This is a genomic window from Pseudomonas sp. PS01299, assembly GCF_029960145.1.
Classification (GTDB): domain Bacteria; phylum Pseudomonadota; class Gammaproteobacteria; order Pseudomonadales; family Pseudomonadaceae; genus Aquipseudomonas; species Aquipseudomonas putida_A.
This window is the reverse complement of record NZ_JASCPO010000033.1, coordinates 24,046-41,077: the sequence shown is the minus strand read 5'-3', so window position 1 is coordinate 41,077 and position 17,032 is coordinate 24,046. Positions and strand designations below refer to the sequence as shown.

General features: G+C 59.0%; 13 protein-coding genes. 3 read left to right on the top strand and 10 right to left on the bottom strand.

What is annotated here, in order from left to right:
* Nucleotides 1-123: 123 nt before the first annotated feature.
* A complete protein-coding gene (locus QMX91_RS08955; protein WP_115988230.1) occupies nucleotides 124-1,665 on the top strand; it encodes an alkaline phosphatase D family protein in 1,542 nt (513 codons plus the stop codon).
* 16 nt (nucleotides 1,666-1,681) lie between these two features.
* On the opposite strand, the gene QMX91_RS08950 is transcribed toward QMX91_RS08955, so the two are convergent.
* From QMX91_RS08950 to QMX91_RS08940, 3 genes are all read right to left on the bottom strand, one after another.
* Nucleotides 1,682-2,083 (bottom strand): endonuclease domain-containing protein, encoded by a 402-nt coding sequence (locus QMX91_RS08950; RefSeq protein ID WP_282412573.1) that lies wholly within the window; start codon nucleotides 2,081-2,083, stop codon nucleotides 1,682-1,684.
* A 494-nt stretch (nucleotides 2,084-2,577) separates the two neighbouring features.
* On the bottom strand, nucleotides 2,578-5,106 hold the full coding sequence (locus QMX91_RS08945; protein WP_282412572.1) for a sulfite reductase flavoprotein subunit alpha: 2,529 nt from the start codon (nucleotides 5,104-5,106) through the stop codon (nucleotides 2,578-2,580).
* Nucleotides 5,107-5,342: 236 nt separating this feature from the next.
* Complete coding sequence (locus QMX91_RS08940; protein WP_282412571.1) at nucleotides 5,343-7,664, bottom strand: TonB-dependent siderophore receptor; 2,322 nt, start codon at nucleotides 7,662-7,664, stop codon at nucleotides 5,343-5,345.
* Between the two features lie 207 nt (nucleotides 7,665-7,871).
* Between QMX91_RS08940 and QMX91_RS08935 the strand changes: the two genes are divergently transcribed.
* Both QMX91_RS08935 and QMX91_RS08930 read left to right on the top strand, forming a co-directional pair.
* Nucleotides 7,872-8,552 (top strand): Fe2+-dependent dioxygenase, encoded by a 681-nt coding sequence (locus QMX91_RS08935; RefSeq protein ID WP_282412570.1) that lies wholly within the window; start codon nucleotides 7,872-7,874, stop codon nucleotides 8,550-8,552.
* Nucleotides 8,549-9,325: a tetratricopeptide repeat protein gene (locus tag QMX91_RS08930; protein WP_282412569.1), complete on the top strand. Its 777-nt coding sequence runs from the start codon at nucleotides 8,549-8,551 to the stop codon at nucleotides 9,323-9,325. The genes QMX91_RS08935 and QMX91_RS08930 overlap by 4 nt, the downstream gene beginning before the upstream one ends.
* 17 nt (nucleotides 9,326-9,342) lie before the next feature.
* Here the strand turns inward: QMX91_RS08930 and QMX91_RS08925 are convergent, their stop codons facing one another.
* The 7 genes from QMX91_RS08925 to QMX91_RS08895 all read right to left on the bottom strand — a co-directional run bounded on the left by QMX91_RS08925 (nucleotide 9,343) and on the right by QMX91_RS08895 (nucleotide 16,920).
* A complete protein-coding gene (locus tag QMX91_RS08925; RefSeq protein WP_282412568.1) occupies nucleotides 9,343-10,344 on the bottom strand; it encodes an alpha-xenorhabdolysin family binary toxin subunit B in 1,002 nt (333 codons plus the stop codon).
* A 31-nt stretch (nucleotides 10,345-10,375) separates the two neighbouring features.
* The gene (locus QMX91_RS08920) at nucleotides 10,376-11,440 is read right to left on the bottom strand and encodes an alpha-xenorhabdolysin family binary toxin subunit A (protein WP_139055902.1); all 1,065 of its coding nucleotides are present in this window, start codon (nucleotides 11,438-11,440) and stop codon (nucleotides 10,376-10,378) included.
* Nucleotides 11,441-11,696: 256 nt separating this feature from the next.
* Complete coding sequence (locus QMX91_RS08915; protein WP_027610803.1) at nucleotides 11,697-12,860, bottom strand: type III PLP-dependent enzyme; 1,164 nt, start codon at nucleotides 12,858-12,860, stop codon at nucleotides 11,697-11,699.
* A 635-nt stretch (nucleotides 12,861-13,495) separates the two neighbouring features.
* Nucleotides 13,496-14,653 carry an ABC transporter ATP-binding protein gene (locus QMX91_RS08910; RefSeq protein ID WP_027610804.1) on the bottom strand — a complete coding sequence of 386 codons (1,158 nt, stop codon included), beginning with the start codon at nucleotides 14,651-14,653 and terminating at the stop codon, nucleotides 13,496-13,498.
* Nucleotides 14,650-15,303: an ABC transporter permease gene (locus QMX91_RS08905; RefSeq protein ID WP_007965673.1), complete on the bottom strand. Its 654-nt coding sequence runs from the start codon at nucleotides 15,301-15,303 to the stop codon at nucleotides 14,650-14,652. The genes QMX91_RS08910 and QMX91_RS08905 overlap by 4 nt, the downstream gene beginning before the upstream one ends.
* Nucleotides 15,304-15,315: 12 nt before the next feature.
* The gene (locus QMX91_RS08900) at nucleotides 15,316-16,209 is read right to left on the bottom strand and encodes a glycine betaine ABC transporter substrate-binding protein (protein ID WP_027610805.1); all 894 of its coding nucleotides are present in this window, start codon (nucleotides 16,207-16,209) and stop codon (nucleotides 15,316-15,318) included.
* A 21-nt stretch (nucleotides 16,210-16,230) separates the two neighbouring features.
* Nucleotides 16,231-16,920, bottom strand: coding sequence for an ABC transporter permease (locus QMX91_RS08895; protein ID WP_223008139.1), 690 nt, complete (start codon nucleotides 16,918-16,920; stop codon nucleotides 16,231-16,233).
* Nucleotides 16,921-17,032: the final 112 nt, after the last annotated feature.

Below are 17,032 nucleotides of genomic sequence, written 5' to 3'. Positions count from 1 at the left end.
GTCGATATCTTTTTAACTGATACACCGCTTTCGCGAGCAAGCCCGCTCCCACAGGGGGGATGTGTTGTCATGCCGGATTCATCATCCCGTGCTTAAGTTTTCCTTTTTTCAGGGAGAACACGCATGAGCGATTTCAATCCGGGGCGTCGGCGGGTCATGCAGGTGGTCGGTGCCGGGCTGCTGATGCCGGGGCTGGCGCCGGCGGTCATCGCGTCGGTCAAGGATCGGCCGCAACTCACCGACGGCGTGCAGTCCGGCGACTTGCAAGGCGACCGCGCGATGATCTGGAGCCGCAGCGATCGCCCGGCACGGATGGTGGTCGAGTGGGACACCCGTAGCCAGTTTCGCCACCCGCGCCGAGTAGTCTCGGCACTGGCCGATGCGCGCACCGACTTCACCGCCCGCGTCGAACTCACCGGGCTGCCCGCTGATCAGGCGATTTTCTACCGGGTGTATTTCAAGGACGCACAATCCGGCGTCGCCAGCGAGCCGTGGCTCGGCCATTTGCGCAGCGCTCCGAAGGCGCGGCGCAATATCCGTTTCGTCTGGAGTGGCGACACGGTCGGCCAGGGTTTCGGCATCAACCCGGACATCGGCGGCATGCGCATCTACGAATCCATGCGTCTGCGCCTGCCGGACTTCTTTATCCACAGCGGCGACACCATCTACGCCGACGGCCCGGTGCCGGCACAACTGACCACCGAAGGTGGACGTATCTGGCGCAACCTCACCACCGAGGCCAAGAGCAAAGTCGCGCAGACCCTTGACGATTATCGCGGCAATTATCGCTACAACCTGATGGACGAAAATATCCGCCGTTTCAACGCCGAAGTCCCGCAGATCTGGCAGTGGGACGACCACGAAGTGGTCAACAACTGGTCGCCGGGCAAGCAGCTCGACGAGCGTTATCAGGAAAAAGATATCCACACCCTGGTCGGCCGCGCGCGCAAGGCCTGGCTGGAATATTCGCCGATGCGTTTGCAGGCGGCAGACGGCGGCGGGCGAATTTATCGCAAGCTCAGCTACGGGCCGATGCTCGATGTGTTCGTGCTCGACATGCGCAGTTATCGCGGGGCCAACGACGACAACCTCGGCGCAGCGAAACCGTTTTTGGGGCGCGAGCAACTGGACTGGCTCAAGCGTGGCTTGAAGCACTCCAAGGCGCAGTGGAAGGTGATCGCCGCCGACATGCCGATCGGCCTCGGCGTGCCCGACGGTGAAGTCAGCCCGGGCGTGGCGCGCTGGGAGGCGGTGGCCAACGGTGATCCCGGCCCGGCGCAGGGGCGTGAGCTGGAAGTCGCCGAGTTGCTCGGTTTTCTGCGGGCGCAGCAGGTGCGCAATTTCGTGTTCCTGACTGCCGACGTGCATTACTGCGCGGCGCATCACTACCACCCGGATCGCGCGGCGTTTCAGGATTTCGAACCGTTCTGGGAGTTTGTCGCCGGGCCGCTGAATGCCGGGAGTTTCGGTCCTAATCCGCTGGACAAGACCTTCGGCCCGGAAGTGGTATTCCAGAAGGCCCCACCCACGCAGAACGCTTCGCCGTTTGCCGGCTTTCAGTTCTTTGGCGAGGTGAATATCGAAGGGCAGAGCGGGGAGATGAGTGTGGTGTTGCGGGATTTGAATGGAGTAGCGGTTTTCGAGCAGAAATTGCAGCCAGTTTGAAGATCAAAAACAACCCTCACCCCGGTCCTCCCGAAACGTCGGACCGCTTGGAGGGTGAGGGCATTTTTCGATTCGCGGCAATTCTTGTGATTTGCTCCAGTACATCATCCATCTGCTGCATCACTTCGAGATTACTGAACCGCATAACTTCAATGCCCTGACGGACCAGGAAAAGCGTCCGACGTTGATCGTGGATCAAGCCCGCTATTTCATAGTGTTGACCCCCATCCAGCTCAATCGCCAGTTTCAGCTCTACACAGTAAAAATCCACGACATAGGGCGGACATGGAAACTGCCTGCGGAATTTCAGATTGGCGACTTGGCGTGAACGAAGTTTTTGCCAGAGTAATTGTTCGCAATCGGTTTGGCTGCTGCGTAACTGGCGGGCGAACTGAGCGAGAGTGAGGCGATTTTGCATGCTTCACGATCCTTGTGAAGTGGCTGGAAATCTCACTGTAGACGAGGACCCTCACCCCAGCCCTCTCCCGGAGGGAGAGGGAGCCTACGGAGTTGTATCGAGTTGTACATCGACCTGAAAGACCGAGTCGATTACGGATTCGGTGAATCACCTTCATAGCGGCGTAATTCGGCATCCCCAATCAGCGCCCCTCTTTTTCGGGGAGAGGGAGCCTACGGAGTTGTATCGAGTTGTACATCGACCTGAAAGACCGAGTCGATTATGGATTCGGTGAATCACCTTCCTAGCGGCGTAATTCGGCATCCCCAATCAGCCCCTCTCTTTTTCGGGGAGAGGGAGCCTACGGAGTTGTATCGAGTTGTACGTCGACCTGAAAGACCGAGTCGATTACGGATTCGGTACATCACCTTCAGGTCGGCGTATTTATCCGGCATCCCCCAATCAGTCCCCTCTCCCTCCGGGAGAGGGTTAGGGTGAGGGGCTCTTTGGCTGAGTCAGTACACGTCGCGGCGATAGCGGCCCTGTTCGATCAGACGTTCGACTTCGGAGGTACCGAGGATGTCGTTGAGTGCCTGATCGACGCCGGCGGCCATGCCCTGCAGGCTGCCGCAGATGTAGATCACCGCACCGTCAGCCAGCCATTTCTTCAGTTCGTCAGCGGATTCGCGCAGGCGATCCTGCACGTAAATCTTTTGCGCCTGATCCCGCGAAAACGCCAGGTCCAGCCGCGCCAGATCACCATTGATCAACCACTCTTCCAGCTCCGCCCGGCAGAGGAAATCGTGCTGACGATTGCGCTCGCCGAACAGCAGCCAGTGACGCTGCTGACCGTCGGCGATGCGTGCTTTGAGCAGGCTGCGCAATCCGGCGAGGCCGGTGCCGTTGCCCAGCAGAATCATCGGCACCGGTTCGTTTGGCAAGTGGAAGCCACTGTTGCGCCGCACGCGCAGGCTGATGCTGCCGCCCACGGGCGCATGCTCGGTCAGCCAGCCGGAGCCGATGCCGAGGCTGCCGTCGCTGTGTTGTTCCTGACGCACGATCAGTTCCAGCACGCCGTCGGCGGCAATCGAGGCGATCGAGTATTCGCGCATGGCCAGCGGCACCATCGCATCCACCAGCGCTTGTGCATGCAGGCCGACCAGATGCGCGCGATGTTCGGGCAACTGGCGGCTGGCGAGGGCGATTTCCAGTGGCTCCTCGAGGCCGTTGATCTTCACCGTGGTTTCGCCACGAATGCCGAGGCCGTCGAGGAAATGCTCGATCGCCCACGCACAGTTGCGCGGCAACACTTCCACCAGATCGCCGGCCAGCCAGCTGCTGGTGCTCGGCGCCTTCAGGCCCAGCAGGTACACCGGCGCGCCGCTGCTGTCGGGGTTCATCAGTTCGCGGCTGACCAGCGTCCAGTTGTCGTAGCTCGGCGCTTGCCAGGTGTCGACCGGCGCCTGCCCGGTCAACTGTCCGAGCTGGGTTTGCCAGTGACGCAGGGCGTACGGGTCGCCGCTGTCGACTTCGACCGGGGCGAACAGGGTCTTGCCGCCGTGCTCGCCCAGCCACTGATGCAGGCGTCGGGCGAAACCGCAGAAATTCTGGTACTGGCGGTCGCCGAGGCCCAGCACCGCATAGTTCAGGCCGTCGAAGCTTGCAGCGTTGCTCAGCACTTTGCGCTCGAAACCACGCGCGCTGTCCGGTGCTTCGCCGTCGCCGAAGGTGCTGACCACGAACAGCGCGTTATTCGATTCACGCAGATCCTGCGCGCTGACGTTCGCCAGCGGCTGCACCTTCACCGGCAACCCGGCGGCTTGCAATTGCCCGGCGGTCTGCCACGCCAGTTGCTCGGCAAAACCGCTCTGGCTGGCGAAACCCACCAGCCATGCCGGTGCATCAGCGGCCGGTGCCTGAAGACCTTTGCGCGTGTCCTGAATCTGCTTTTTCTTGCGTCGGCGATCCAGATACAGCAGCCACCCGGTGATGAAAAACAGCGGCATGCACACGGCGGCGAGGGTGACGATGATCCGTCCGACGAGGCCGAAATAGCTGCCGACGTGCAGTGCGTAAATGCTGGTCAACAGCTGCGCCTTGAAGCTCTTGTCAGCGTAGCGGTCGACACGTTTGACCACGCCGGTGGCCGGGTCGAGGGTGATCTGGTTCAGCGCGCGATCATGCGGCGAGCTGTCGAGCAGATAGAATACGGTCGCCGGTTGCCCGGCCACTGGCGGCATGCGGATGTTGTAGGCCGACAGGCCCGGGCCGGCAGCGCTGTAGATGCTGCTCCACATCGCCGCATAGTCGGCGGTCGGTGCCGGACCTTCTGACGCCGCGCCGCGACCGCCGCGCACGCGCTCGTTTTGCGGCGCATCGGAAAGCAGTCTGGTCAGGCCCTTGTTGTACCACTCGTACGACCAGGACAACCCGGTCAACGCCAGCAGCAGGTACACCAGCAGGCACCAGGTGCCGGCCACCGAGTGCAGATCCCAGTTGAAGCTGCGGCCCTTTTTCTTCCAGTCGAGGGTCAGCCACACGCGCCAGCTGTTCCACTGGCGTGGCCAGCGCAGATACAGCCCGGAGAGGCAGAAGAACAGCAGGATCAGGGTGCAGGCGCCGGTGATGTTGCGCCCGGTGTCGCCCATGGCGAGAAAGCGGTGCAGTTGCAGCATCAGGCCGAAGAAGTCCTGACCCACGGCGTCGCCCATGAACTCGCCGGTGTATGGGTCGAAGTAGCGCATCTCGCCACGGCGTTCGCCTTTGGGCGGGGTGAAGTAGACGCGCGCGGCGTTGCCGCTGTCGGTTTCGACCCAGAGCATCCCGACTTTCTTGCCGGAGTTCGCTTCGATGTGCTCCACCAACTCGACCGGAGGCAGGACGCCAGCGACCTGTTTTTCCACTTGCAACACCGACGGGTTCAGCGCCCGCAGGATTTCGTCCTGGAACGAATAGGCGGCACCGGTAATGCCCATCAGGGCCAGCACCAGCCCGGCAGTGATGCCGAAAAACCAGTGCAACTGGAACAGGGTTTTCTTCAACACGTCGCTCGCCTTGTCCGTTCGAAAATTGTCATCACGGCGCGCATTATGCCGTGGGTTGTCGAGAGCTTCTTTGATTACGCACAAAGGCCCCGTTCAATCTAATGAACGGGGCCGGATCTGCTGATTGCATTAACTGTGGGAGGGGGCTTGCTCCCGAATGCGTCGTGTCAGTCGATATCTATTTCACTGACACATCGCCTTCGCGAGCAAGCCCGCTCCCACATTTAAAGCATCCATCAGAAGTGGAAGTTGGTGCTCAACAGCGCCGTACGGCCCGCCGCCTGGTTGGCGAAGTGGGTCGAGAAGGCTTTGTCGTAGTAGGTTTCATTGGTCAGGTTCTGCACGTTGAGTTGCAGGTCGACGTTCTTGCTCAGCTTGTAGGCGGCCATCGCGTCGTAACGTACATAGGAATCGACCATCGTGGTGTTGGCCACGCTGCCGTAAACGTCGTCGACGTAGAACGCGCCGCCACCGAGGGTCAGCTTCGGTGTGACCTGATAAGTGGTCCACAGGCTGGCGCTGTTTTTCGGCGTGTTGGGCAACTCGTTACCGTTGTTGATTTTGTTGGCCGGCAGGTCACCGCCGTCCACCTGTTCGCTGTCCATGAAGGCGTAGCCGGCGAACACTTGCCACTTGTCAGTGATCTTGCCGCTGGCCGACAGCTCGATACCTTGCACGCGGGTCTTGCCGGCGTTCTCGTAGGAGGTGGTGTCGACTTGTACGCGAGCGTTTTCTTTCTCGGTGCGGAAGATGTCAGCGGTCAGCGACAGGCGATCGTTCAACAGATCCCACTTGGTGCCGATTTCGTAGTTCTTGGTGGTTTCCGGCTCCATGTCGCTCTTGAGCAGGTTGCCGTTGCGATCCGGGGTGCCGCCCAGCGGGTTGCCTTCCTGGCCTTCACCGAGGGTGTTGCCCGGTGGCGTCGCGGAGGTCGCGTAGGAGGCGTAGATGCTGCCGTTCGGTGCCGGTTTGTAGACCACGCCGAACTGACCGGTGACGAATTCGCTGGTGTCATCACCCTTGGAGGTGGTGGTGCCGGCGTTGTTGTAGGTCTTGTAGTCGGTGTCGAAGTGGTCGTAACGCAGGCCCATGTTCACCAGCCACTGCTCGGACAACTCCAGGGTGTCGAACGCATACAGCGCGTAAGTGTTGGCCTTGGTGTCGGTGCCGGCGTAGTTGCGCGAGATCGCGCCGTTCCACGGATCGTTCGGGTTCGGGTTCGACAGCGAGGTGCAGTTGTAGCCGCTCGATGCACCAATCATCGACGGGGTGCAATTGGTGGTCGCAGCGCTGGTGCGCGGCGTGGTGTCAGTGTTGACGTTGTACGAGGACTTCTGGCCTTCCTCGCGGGTGTATTCGACACCGGTGGAGAAGCTGTTCTTGAAACCGGCGACGTAGAAATTGCCGAACAGGTCAGTCTGGTTGGTGGTGGTCTCGGTGTTGCTGACCCGCGTGTTGGCACGGCGCCAGACGCTGCCATTGTTGACGTTGCCCTTGCTGTCGTCCGGCTGAGTCAGGATGTAATCCTGCATGCTGGTGCCGTGGCGCAGGGTGTTCTTGATGGTCAGCGAGTCGCTCAGGTCATGCTCGATGGCGAAGGTCGCGGTGTCGGTGCGGCCCTTGCGGAAGTCGCGATCCAGACCGTAGAAGTTGCTGTGATCACCACCGGCGTACGGCTTGTCCGGGTTGGACTTGGTGCGTGCTGCCGAACCGCCGGCCGGAATGGTGTAGGGAATGCCCGAGTCCGGGGTGTCGTTGCTTTCCAGATGGTAGTAGTCGAGGTTGACGCGGGTGTCGGTGCCCAGGCCAAACGCCAGGGACGGCGCGATGCCCCAGCGATCGTAGTCGACCTTGTCGCGACCGGCGACGTTGCTCTCGTGGCTCATCAGGTTCAGGCGGCCGGCAGCGGTGTCGCTGAACTGGTAGTTGCCGTCCAGGGTGTAACGCTGGGTCTGGTCGGAACCCCAGGTGAAACCACCATCAAACGAATTGCCCAGGTGCGCTTTCTTGCTCACCAGGTTGATGCTGCCGCCGGCTGCGCCACGACCGCCGATGGCGGAGTTCGGGCCTTTGCTGACTTCAATGTTTTCCACGGCGAAGATTTCGCGACTCTGCGAACCGGTGTCGCGCACGCCGTCGAGGTAGGTGTCGCCCTGGGCGTCGAAACCACGAATGAACGGACGATCGCCCTGCGGGTTGCCGCCTTCACCGGCACCGAAGGTGATGCCCGGCACGGTGCGCAGCGCGTCCTGCATGTTCAGGGCGCCGGTGTCTTTCAGGACTTGTTGCGGAATGACGGTGACCGAGCGCGGCGTGTCGACCAGCGGCGCGGTGTACTTGGGCGAGGAGGCTTTTTCGACCTGGTAGGACGTCGAGTCCTGCGCTTCGCCGGTGATGGCGGTAGCGTCCAGAGCGATGGCATTGCCGGAAGCTTTGCTGTCGGTCTTTTCCGCGGCGAAGACCATGTGCCCAGCAGAGCCGGCGGTGATGGCGACACCAATGGCCGAAGCAAGCAAACGTGGTGAACTGACCGGCAATTGAACCTGTTGACGTGACATTTTTATTCCCCTCCCCAAGGATTTGAGGTCGCGGAATATAGGGTAAACAGGTATTCGTATCAATTGCGAAACATTGTTATTCGCGACGAATTTACATTCTTTACAATTTGACCTTACGGTTTTTGCCGATTCATCCGTCGTGCGGGTTTTACACGGCCAATAAGAATCAATACCATTGGCGCCCCTTTACCATCAGGTACGATCGCCATGCTGCTGCACATTCCCGGCTTGTTCGCGAAAGACGAAGTGCAGCGCATTCGCGAGGCGCTGGAGCAGGCGGATTGGGCCGATGGCAAGATCACCGCCGGCTATCAGTCGGCCAAGGCCAAGCACAATCTGCAACTGCCGGAAGGCCACCCACTGGCCAAAGAAATCGGCGCAGCGATGCTCGAACGCTTGTGGAAAAACCCGCTGTTCATGTCCGCCGCGCTGCCGCACAAAGTATTCCCGCCGTTACTCAACTGCTACACGGCGGGCGGCAGTTTCGACTTTCACATCGACAACGCCGTGCGTCAGCCCAAAGGCAGCATCGAGCGGGTGCGCACCGATCTGTCGGCCACACTGTTTTTCAGCGAACCCGAGGATTACGACGGCGGCGAGCTGGAGATCCAGGACACTTTCGGCACGCAACGGGTGAAACTGCCCGCCGGCGACATGGTGCTGTACCCCGGCACCAGCCTGCACAAGGTCAATGCCGTCACCCGCGGCGCGCGTTATGCGTCGTTCTTCTGGACGCAAAGTCTGGTGCGCGAAGACAGCCAGCGCGCCTTGCTGTTCGAGATGGACGGGGCGATCCAGCAGATCACTCAAGATATGCCCGATCACCCGTCGCTGATCCGCCTCACCGGCACCTATCACAATCTGTTGCGGCGCTGGGTCGAGGTATGAGTTTTCAACTGCGACGCGAAGAAGTACTCGACGGCGCCCAGCTCAACGCCATGCTTGAAGAAAGCCCGGCGCGTGCGGCGCAAGCGATTCTGCTCGCGGCCGGCCAGGGCATTGTTGAAGCGCAGGCGCTGCTTGGGCAGATCCTGCTCGATGGCCGTGGCATCGCTCAGGATCAGCCGCTGGCGCTACGCTGGTTTGGCATTGCCGCCGGGCAAGGGCATCTGATGGCGCGCAACATGCTGGGTCGTTGTCATGAGCATGGTTGGGGCTGTGTCGCCAATGCTGCGGTTGCCGCGCAGCATTACCGGGTCGCGGCGGATAACGGACTGGACTGGGCGATGTATAACCTGGCCAATCTGCTCGCCACCGGGCGTGGATTGGCTGAGGATCAATTTCAGGCACTGGCCCTGTATCGAAGCGCCGCAGAAGCCGGCCACGCCAAATCGATGAACCTGCTCGGACGTTATCTGGAAGAAGGACGGGTGTGCCCGAGGGATCTGACAGCGGCACATGACTGGTATCGACGCTCTGCCGAGGGCGGCGATTTCCGCGGGCAGTTCAGTCACGCCGCGATTCTGGCCCAAGCGGGGCGAATCGAAGAGGCGCTGCAATGGCTGCGCAAGGCGCTGTTGCTTGGCAATGCGAAGTTCTTGCGCATCAGCGGCGAATCGCTGCTGGCATCCGCGCATCCGCAGATACGCGCCATGGGCGCCGAGTACCGTCAGCGCCTGGCGGCCCTCGACGCCGAGGTGCCTGCCCTCCATCAGTCATGAGGGGCGGGCGCCATCAGTCAACCGCGCAACCAGCGACCCTGTAGCGGGATCAGGTAATTGCGGAAGGCCTCGCTGTTTTGGAGCACTCGTCCACCACGCAGCTGAACATCTTCGTTCGGCGCAGCCATGACCGCAGCGAGAAACGCGGATAACGCGTCCGTCAGTTTGCCGGTCTCACTGACGTAGGTTTGCTGATGCGGCACAACCTTTTGCGTGTCGTTCAACTGGCGGGTCTTGTCGTCGTTTTCGCGCAGTTGTTTTGCCAAGGAGGCCACACGCTCCTCACGCTGGGCGAGGCGGGTCTGAATGATTTGCCGCGCCTTTATCAGGTCGTTGTACTTGATCAGCTCGTTGGCTTCGTCGAGAAACTTGTTGGCTACAATCAGTCCGGCTTCCAGCGCTGCACTTTCAGGGGTTTTTGGTTTGCCGCCGAAGATGGCCTTCAGTTGTGCGAGTAACGGTTTGATTCGATCAATGAATGTCAGCTTTTCAAACGCCGTGATCGCCAGATTGAGAACCGCCTCATCGTCTTTCAGTTGAGCCAGCGGGATACTTTCTGCACTGTATTCGCGGTCCAGACTGGTTTTGGCAACGGCCAACTCTTCAAGCCTGAAACGGTTATTACTGATGGTGATGCTCTGCACACCAAACACACCGTTGTGCAGTGACGAGTGCAAGCGGGTCATTTGCTCGGTGTTCAACTTGATCAGTTGCATGACAATCTGCGAATACACCTGGCGTGCTTTTTCGACGTCAGAGTTGGCATCATCACTCTTGATATTGGCCAGCGCTTGCAGGTTTTCGTGCAGTTCGTCAGTCTCCAGTGTCGAAATGGCCGAGGTGATGGTGTTGGCAGCCAGGAGATCCAGTTCACCGATGGCAGCGTTCAAACCGAGCAACTCATCGCTGAGGGCTTTGATATAAAGATTTGCAGAACCTACGATCGCCTGATAGCGGATAGCCTCGCGGCTTTCTTGCAGGCGAGAGAAGTCGGGTTGCATATAGGAAACAGTTGTCATGGATAATTCTTCCTTGTTGGTTAAGTGATTTTTAGTCGAAAGCGCTGATAAGCTGGTTTGCGTTGATTTGCACTGATTTCCAGTTTTTCAGAACAATGTTCAAACTTGATACAAAGCTTCTGAGCGTCAGAAACTCGTGCATATCCATGACTTTGTTCTGCGAGGAACTGATGTAATCGGTAATGGAGATCCAGAGTGTCTCCAGTTGCGAAGTGCTCTGGATAGCGCCCTCTACATATAGCGACATGCTATCCAGGCCCGCCTGGAATTCCATGAGTGTGCCGGCAAGGATATTTTTCTGCTTGACTTGCGCGGCCAGCAACTCTCGTTGCTCGAGCAAGGGCTTCAAATATATCGATTGTTGACGTTCGAGATGTTGATACCAAACCGACGGACTGCCGTTGATAGCAACGATAAAACCAAGAATGTGGTCGAAAAAGTTGGGTTCTGTTTCCTTGGCCTTTTCATCAATACGTTGCTGAGCCAGATCGATGGCCGCATTCAGCTCAGTCAACTGTTGGTTGATTTGCTCATCGCCGGCCAACTTCAATTTCTTGCCAATGTTGACGGCAACCTTTTCGTTAAGATCAGTCTTGAAGTATTTCAGACGCTCGCTGACGTCCTGGCTGCTGAGTTTTTTCTGGTTGATCGAACTTGCGATGAACGCCAGCGACTCCTGAATGGAGCCAAAGCGGTTTTTCTCCTCTTTGCCGATTTCCAATGGCGGAAGTTTGTTTATTTCTTCCTCGGTCAGCGAATCGATGGTGCCAAGATAGTTGACGTAGCCCGGCATTGTCACGATGGCATTGATAATGTCCTGGCCGAAGCTTTCAAGGTCCTCCGAGAAAGTTGCCAGGCTACTGGCCACGCGTTTCATCGAGTATTCGATATCGGCCCAGGAGCTGGCGTTATTGATGATCGATATATAGAGTTCGACAATGTCGATCAGCTCGAGCCCGACAATGCCTGTCTGTTTTGTCTGTAATTGTTTTTCCAGGTCCTCGATGTTACGTGGCAATGTTTTGGTGGCGGAGACGTAGTTTTTGATTTTTCTGACGTCGTCTTTAGTGATAAGCGGGTTTTGGCTTGGTTGCACTTTAAATTCCCTTTAGGTGTGGTTTGAGTCCTCAGGGTAAATTCGAATTGGTATTTAAGTACATGTATTGAGTGTGACGGGTTGTTAGTTATTATTTGTGATTTTTGATATGTTTCGTATTGGCGCGAACTGTCGCCGCTGATTAAGTTTTGTTCTGAGCGAGCAGGTCGTCGCTGTAACTAAATAATCGAGACTAATAATCGAGGGAAATAAAAAAGGCCCATGAAAGCATGGGCCTTTTTTAAACTGGAGCGGGTTACACGTAAAACGATTTCAGCGGCGGGAAGCCATTGAATTCCACGGCACTGTAACTGGTGGTGTACGCACCGGTCGACAACCAGTACAGACGGTCACCAATGGCCAGGTTCAGCGGCAGACCGTACTTGTAGTTCTCGTACATGATGTCGGCGCTGTCGCAGGTCGGGCCGGCGATGACCACTTCTTCCATCTCGCCTTTCTTCTCGGTCCAGATCGGGAACTTGATCGCCTCGTCCATGGTTTCGATCAGGCCGGAGAATTTACCCACATCGGTATACACCCAACGCTCGACGGCGGTGCGGGATTTACGCGCGACCAGCACGACTTCGCTGACCAGAATGCCGGCGTTGGCGATCAACGAACGGCCCGGCTCCAGAATGATTTCCGGCAGGTCATCGCCGAAGTCTTCCTTCAGGAAGCGGATGATTTCTTCGGCGTAGGTTTCCAGGCTGTTGGTGCGGGTGATGTAGTTGGCCGGGAAGCCGCCACCCATGTTGATCAGCTTCAAGTGGATGCCGTCTTCTTCTTTCAGGCGCTCGAAGATCACTTTGACCTTGGCGATCGCCGCGTCCCAGACACTGATGTCGCGCTGTTGCGAACCGACGTGGAACGAGATGCCGTACGGCACCAGGCCCAGGTCGCGGGCGAGGATCAGCAGGTCCATGGCCATGTCGGTCTGGCAGCCGAACTTGCGCGACAGTGGCCAGTCAGCGGTGGTCGAGCCTTCGGTGAGGATACGTACATAGACTTTCGCACCCGGCGCAGCCTTGGCAATGTTGCGCAGGTCGGCTTCGGAGTCGGTGGCGAACAGGCGCACACCCTTCTCGTAGAAGTAGCGGATGTCCTTGGACTTTTTGATGGTATTGCCGTAGCTGATCTGGTCCGGGCTGACGCCACGGCTCAGCACTTTGTCCAGCTCATAGATGGAGGCGATGTCGAAGCTCGAGCCTTTCTCTTTGAGCAGGTCGATGATCTCGACAGCCGGGTTGGCCTTGACCGCGTAGTAGACCTTGGCGAATTCGAAACCGGCGCGCAGGTCATCGTAGGCCTGGCTGATCATCGCGGTGTCGATCACCACGAACGGGGTTTCCTGTTTGTCGGCGAACGCCTTCATTTTCTGAAAGGTTTCGCGCGCGAAATAGTCTTCGACCTGGATCGACATGCTGGAGTGCTCCTATGGGCAAACGGGTAAAAACATGGGTGTAAATGAACGTCCTCCGTATCCCCACTTTGGTTCGCCTACTTCCCAAGGCATGTCGCCGAAAGCAAAAAGGCCACGGGCGTATCTGCCCTTGGCCTTGCTGTCTCGTCGTCAGTACTTGAGCCGGATGGATCGTTTCCAGCATGGACGTTCGGCGCGAACTTTAGGGCGTGAGGGGCGTGAGATCAACTAAAAATGTCGCGTTTTTGCACGCTTCTGACGTACGTCGCGGATATCACTCTTTGTAGCCGACCCAGATGACGGACAGATGTTCCCGGGGAATTTTCATGTGTTAAAAATACCTGCACGTTCGCGGCTTTTGTCGGCTAATTAGCCGGGAAGTGTGATCGGCGCAACATCGGCGACGTTGGCGGCGAGAGGTGGATGTGAGGGGGATTTTGGCCGTTTGGGAGCGGGTGTTTGCAGAGGTTCTGTGAACGCAGCTGTTGAGATTCTTTTCCGCCCTGCGAATCATCAGGAAATTGCACGAATCCTGTGGGAGCGGGCTTGCTCGCGAAGGCATTTTCACAGCCGACATCACCGCCGACGGCCACTACGCATTCGCCAGCAAGCCCGCTCCCACAGGTTTGGAGTTTTTACGCGATTACAGCCTCAGCCGGCGAGACGATATTGGTCTTCATCCCGCGCGAACGACCCGAGCTCAGATAGGCTGCGATCGACTCCTGCGTCACCTCACCGAGGAACACCCGCTCGGCATCCATCACCGGCAGCCACGAACGGTTGAATTCGTACATGCGCGACAACAGGATGCGCAGATGTTCGTCGTACGCCGCGGTGGCGTTGAACTCACGCAGATACTGCGCGCAGGTGCCGGTCTGGCGGTGCAGGTCGCGACGACGCACATAGCCCAGCGCCTTGTTCTCGGCACAGGTGACCACCACATAGCGGCGGTCATGCTCGTCCATCAACTCCAGCGCATCAGCCACCGGGGTTTCGGGGCTGACTGACGGCGCGTTGTCCGCTGCGTCTTCAGCCTTCACCAGCAGCAGGCGCTTGAGGGTGCTGTCCTGACCGACGAAGTTGCTGACAAAGTCGTCCGCCGGATGCGCAAGCAGGGTGTCCGGGTGATCGATCTGCAGCAGTTTACCGGCGCGGAAGATCGCGATCTTGTCACCGAGCTTGATCGCTTCGTCGATGTCGTGGCTGACCATGATCACGGTCTTGTTCAGCGCCCGTTGCATCTCGAAGAACTCGTTCTGGATCATCTCGCGGTTGATCGGGTCGACCGCACCGAACGGCTCGTCCATCAACAACAGCGGGGCATCGGCCGCTAGTGCGCGGATCACGCCGATCCGCTGTTGCTGGCCGCCGGACAGTTCACGCGGGTAGCGATGCAGATACTGCTTGGGTTCCAGCTTGATCATGCTCATCAGTTCGCGAGCGCGGTCGTGGCATTTCTGTTTGTCCCAGCCGAGCAGTTTCGGCACCACGACGATGTTCTCTTCGATGGTCATGTTCGGGAACAGACCGATCTGCTGGATCACGTAGCCGATGTTGCGGCGCAGGGTGACTTCGTCGAGGTCGGTGGTGTCTTCGCCGTTGATCAGGATCTTGCCCGAGGTTGGCTTGATCAGCCGGTTGATCATTTTCAGCGTGGTGCTTTTGCCGCAACCCGATGGCCCGAGGAACACACAGATTTCGCCTTCATTGACGGTCAGGCTTACCGAGTCCACGGCTTTGACATCTTTGCCGTTGCTCTGGAAGGTCTTGCTGAGGTTTTGAAGTTCGATCATTTGAGGAGTCCTTTTGGAGTCAGCGTACGTTGCAGCCACTGCAGGAGAAGGTCGGCGAAGATCGCCAGAAGACTGACCAGCAGCGCGCCGACGATCAGCATCGACATGTCGCTGCGGCTGATGGAGGCGAGGATCAGCACGCCAAGGCCACCGGCGCCGATGGTCGCGGCGATGGTCATCACGCCGATGTTCATCACCACCGCGGTGCGCACCCCGGCGAGGATCACCGGCACCGCAATCGGCAATTCGACCATGCGCAGGCGCTGGCCGAAGGTCATGCCGATGCCGCGTGCAGCTTCACGAATGCCCGGCTCGACGCCCGTCAGGGCGAGGTAGGTGTTGCGCATGATCGGCAGCAGCGAATAGAGGAACACTGCGGTGATCGCCGGCATCGGCCCCAGGCCCTGGCCGAATTTGGAGTAGAACGGCAGCAGCAGGCCGAACAGGGCAATCGACGGCACGGTCAGCAGCACCGTGGCGCTGGCCTGCAAGGGACCGGCGAGGCTCGGGAAGCGCGTCATCAGAATGCCCAGCGGCACACCGATGAGAATCGCCAGCGTTACCGCGATGCCGACCAGGGTGATGTGCTGCCAGGTCAGGTGCATCACCTGCTGCCAGTCGAGGTGGGAAAAGGCGTTGAGAAATTCCATGACTTTTCCTCCTTAGTTGAGTGGGTGCTGGCGCAGGAAATCCGCGGCGACTTTCGATGGGCTTTCGTGATCGACATCGACCCGCGCGTTGAGCTGGCGCATGGTTTCGTCGTCGAACAGTTGCGCCAGCGGCTTGAGTTGCTCGGCCAGTTGCGGGTGCTTGTCCAGATACGCCTGACGCACCACCGGCGCGGCGGTGTAGTCGGGGAAGTAGTGCTTGTCGTCTTCCAGCAGCTTCAAGCCGAAGGCGTTGAGGCGACCGTCGGTGGTGTAGACCAGACCGGCAAACACCTGGCCGTTGCGCAGCGCGGTGTAGACCAGCCCGGCGTCCATCTGCCGGATGTTCTTGCGGGTCAGGTTCATGTCGTAGAGCTTGACCATGCCGTCCAGACCGTCGGAGCGGTTGGCGAACTCGGTGTCCAGCGCCACCAGGTGATTGGTCTTGGCCTCATCGCGCAGCACCTTGTTCAGGTCACTGATGGTGTTGATCTGCGGATACTCCTCGGCGACTTTTTTCGGCAGGGCGAGGGCGTAGGTGTTGCTGAATTTCGACGGGGTCAGCCAGACCAGGCCTTTTTTCGCGTCGAGTTCTTTGACCCGGGCGTAGGACTGTTCGCTGTCGAGTTTCTCGGTGACATGGTTGTAGGCCACCAGCGACACGCCGGTGTATTCCCAGAGCATGTCCAGTTGTCCGCTTTCGTGAGCGCTGCGGGCGAGGTTGCTGCCCAGACCGCCGGTGATCTGCGCGTCGTAGCCTTTGCTGCGCAGGTATTGCGCGGTGATTTCCGCGAGCAGGGTCTGCTCGGTGAACACCCGGGCGCCGAGGCGAATGAGCGGTTTTTCCGCCGCCTGGGCAAATCCTGCGAACAGCATGATGCAGCCTAAGATCAAGCTAAATCGTTTCATAAGTATTCCTTCGCAAAAGCCTTAAGACGGGCGCAAACCGCGTTCCAGCCAGAGACGGCTGGCGAGGGTGACCACGCCATCGAGCAGCAGGGCCATCAGCGCGGTGCACGCGGCGCCGAGCAGCAGTTGCGGCTGATTGTTCAGGGCGATGCCAGGGAAGATCAGGCTGCCGAGGCTGTTGGCGCCGATCAGGAAGGCCAGCGGCGCGGTGCCGACATTGATCGCCAGTGCCACGCGCACGCCACCGATGATGATCGGCACGGCGTTGGGCAATTCGACTTTCCACAACACCTGGCGCGGGGTCATGCCGATGCCGACGGCGGCTTCTTTCAGCGAACCCTGGACGTTTTTCAGACCTTCGTAGGTGTTGCGCACAATCGGCAACAGGGACGCGAGGAACAGAGCGAAGATCGCCGGACCACTGCCGATGCCGAGAACCCCCAGGGCAATCGCCAGTACAGCCAGCGGTGGCACGGTGTTGCCGATATTGAAGATCTGCATGAAGCGTTCAGCGCGGCCGACCATGGTCGGGCGACTGAGGAAGATACCGGCGGGGATGCCCATGACCAGGGCGGCCAGCATTGAAGCGAGGACGAGAATCAGATGAGCTTGCAGGTAAAACAACAAATCGTCGCGGTAGTGTTCGATCGTGTTGATGCCGATCCAGTGGATCAGCAGGGCCAGGAGCGCGATAACCACCGCACCTCCCATCAGCCCTTTGCCATAGCGGATAGCCACAGGCGGACTCCTTTTTTATAGTCGGCGAACGCTCTCCCGTGTGGCATGCCAAGCCTTGGCTGCCGGGAATAAACGTTCGCGAGAA

Excerpts from the sequence above, each read along its gene's own strand:
- QMX91_RS08955 (WP_115988230.1), top strand. The coding sequence starts at position 124 with ATGAGCGATTTCAATCCGGGGCGTCGGCGGGTCATGCAGGTGGTCGGT.
- QMX91_RS08950 (WP_282412573.1), bottom strand. The coding sequence starts at position 2,083 with ATGCAAAATCGCCTCACTCTCGCTCAGTTCGCCCGCCAGTTACGCAGC.
- QMX91_RS08940 (WP_282412571.1), bottom strand. The coding sequence starts at position 7,664 with ATGTCACGTCAACAGGTTCAATTGCCGGTCAGTTCACCACGTTTGCTT.
- QMX91_RS08935 (WP_282412570.1), top strand. The coding sequence starts at position 7,872 with ATGCTGCTGCACATTCCCGGCTTGTTCGCGAAAGACGAAGTGCAGCGC.
- QMX91_RS08930 (WP_282412569.1), top strand. The coding sequence starts at position 8,549 with ATGAGTTTTCAACTGCGACGCGAAGAAGTACTCGACGGCGCCCAGCTC.
- QMX91_RS08925 (WP_282412568.1), bottom strand. The coding sequence starts at position 10,344 with ATGACAACTGTTTCCTATATGCAACCCGACTTCTCTCGCCTGCAAGAA.
- QMX91_RS08915 (WP_027610803.1), bottom strand. The coding sequence starts at position 12,860 with ATGTCGATCCAGGTCGAAGACTATTTCGCGCGCGAAACCTTTCAGAAA.
- QMX91_RS08910 (WP_027610804.1), bottom strand. The coding sequence starts at position 14,653 with ATGATCGAACTTCAAAACCTCAGCAAGACCTTCCAGAGCAACGGCAAA.
- QMX91_RS08905 (WP_007965673.1), bottom strand. The coding sequence starts at position 15,303 with ATGGAATTTCTCAACGCCTTTTCCCACCTCGACTGGCAGCAGGTGATG.
- QMX91_RS08900 (WP_027610805.1), bottom strand. The coding sequence starts at position 16,209 with ATGAAACGATTTAGCTTGATCTTAGGCTGCATCATGCTGTTCGCAGGA.
- QMX91_RS08895 (WP_223008139.1), bottom strand. The coding sequence starts at position 16,920 with ATGGGAGGTGCGGTGGTTATCGCGCTCCTGGCCCTGCTGATCCACTGG.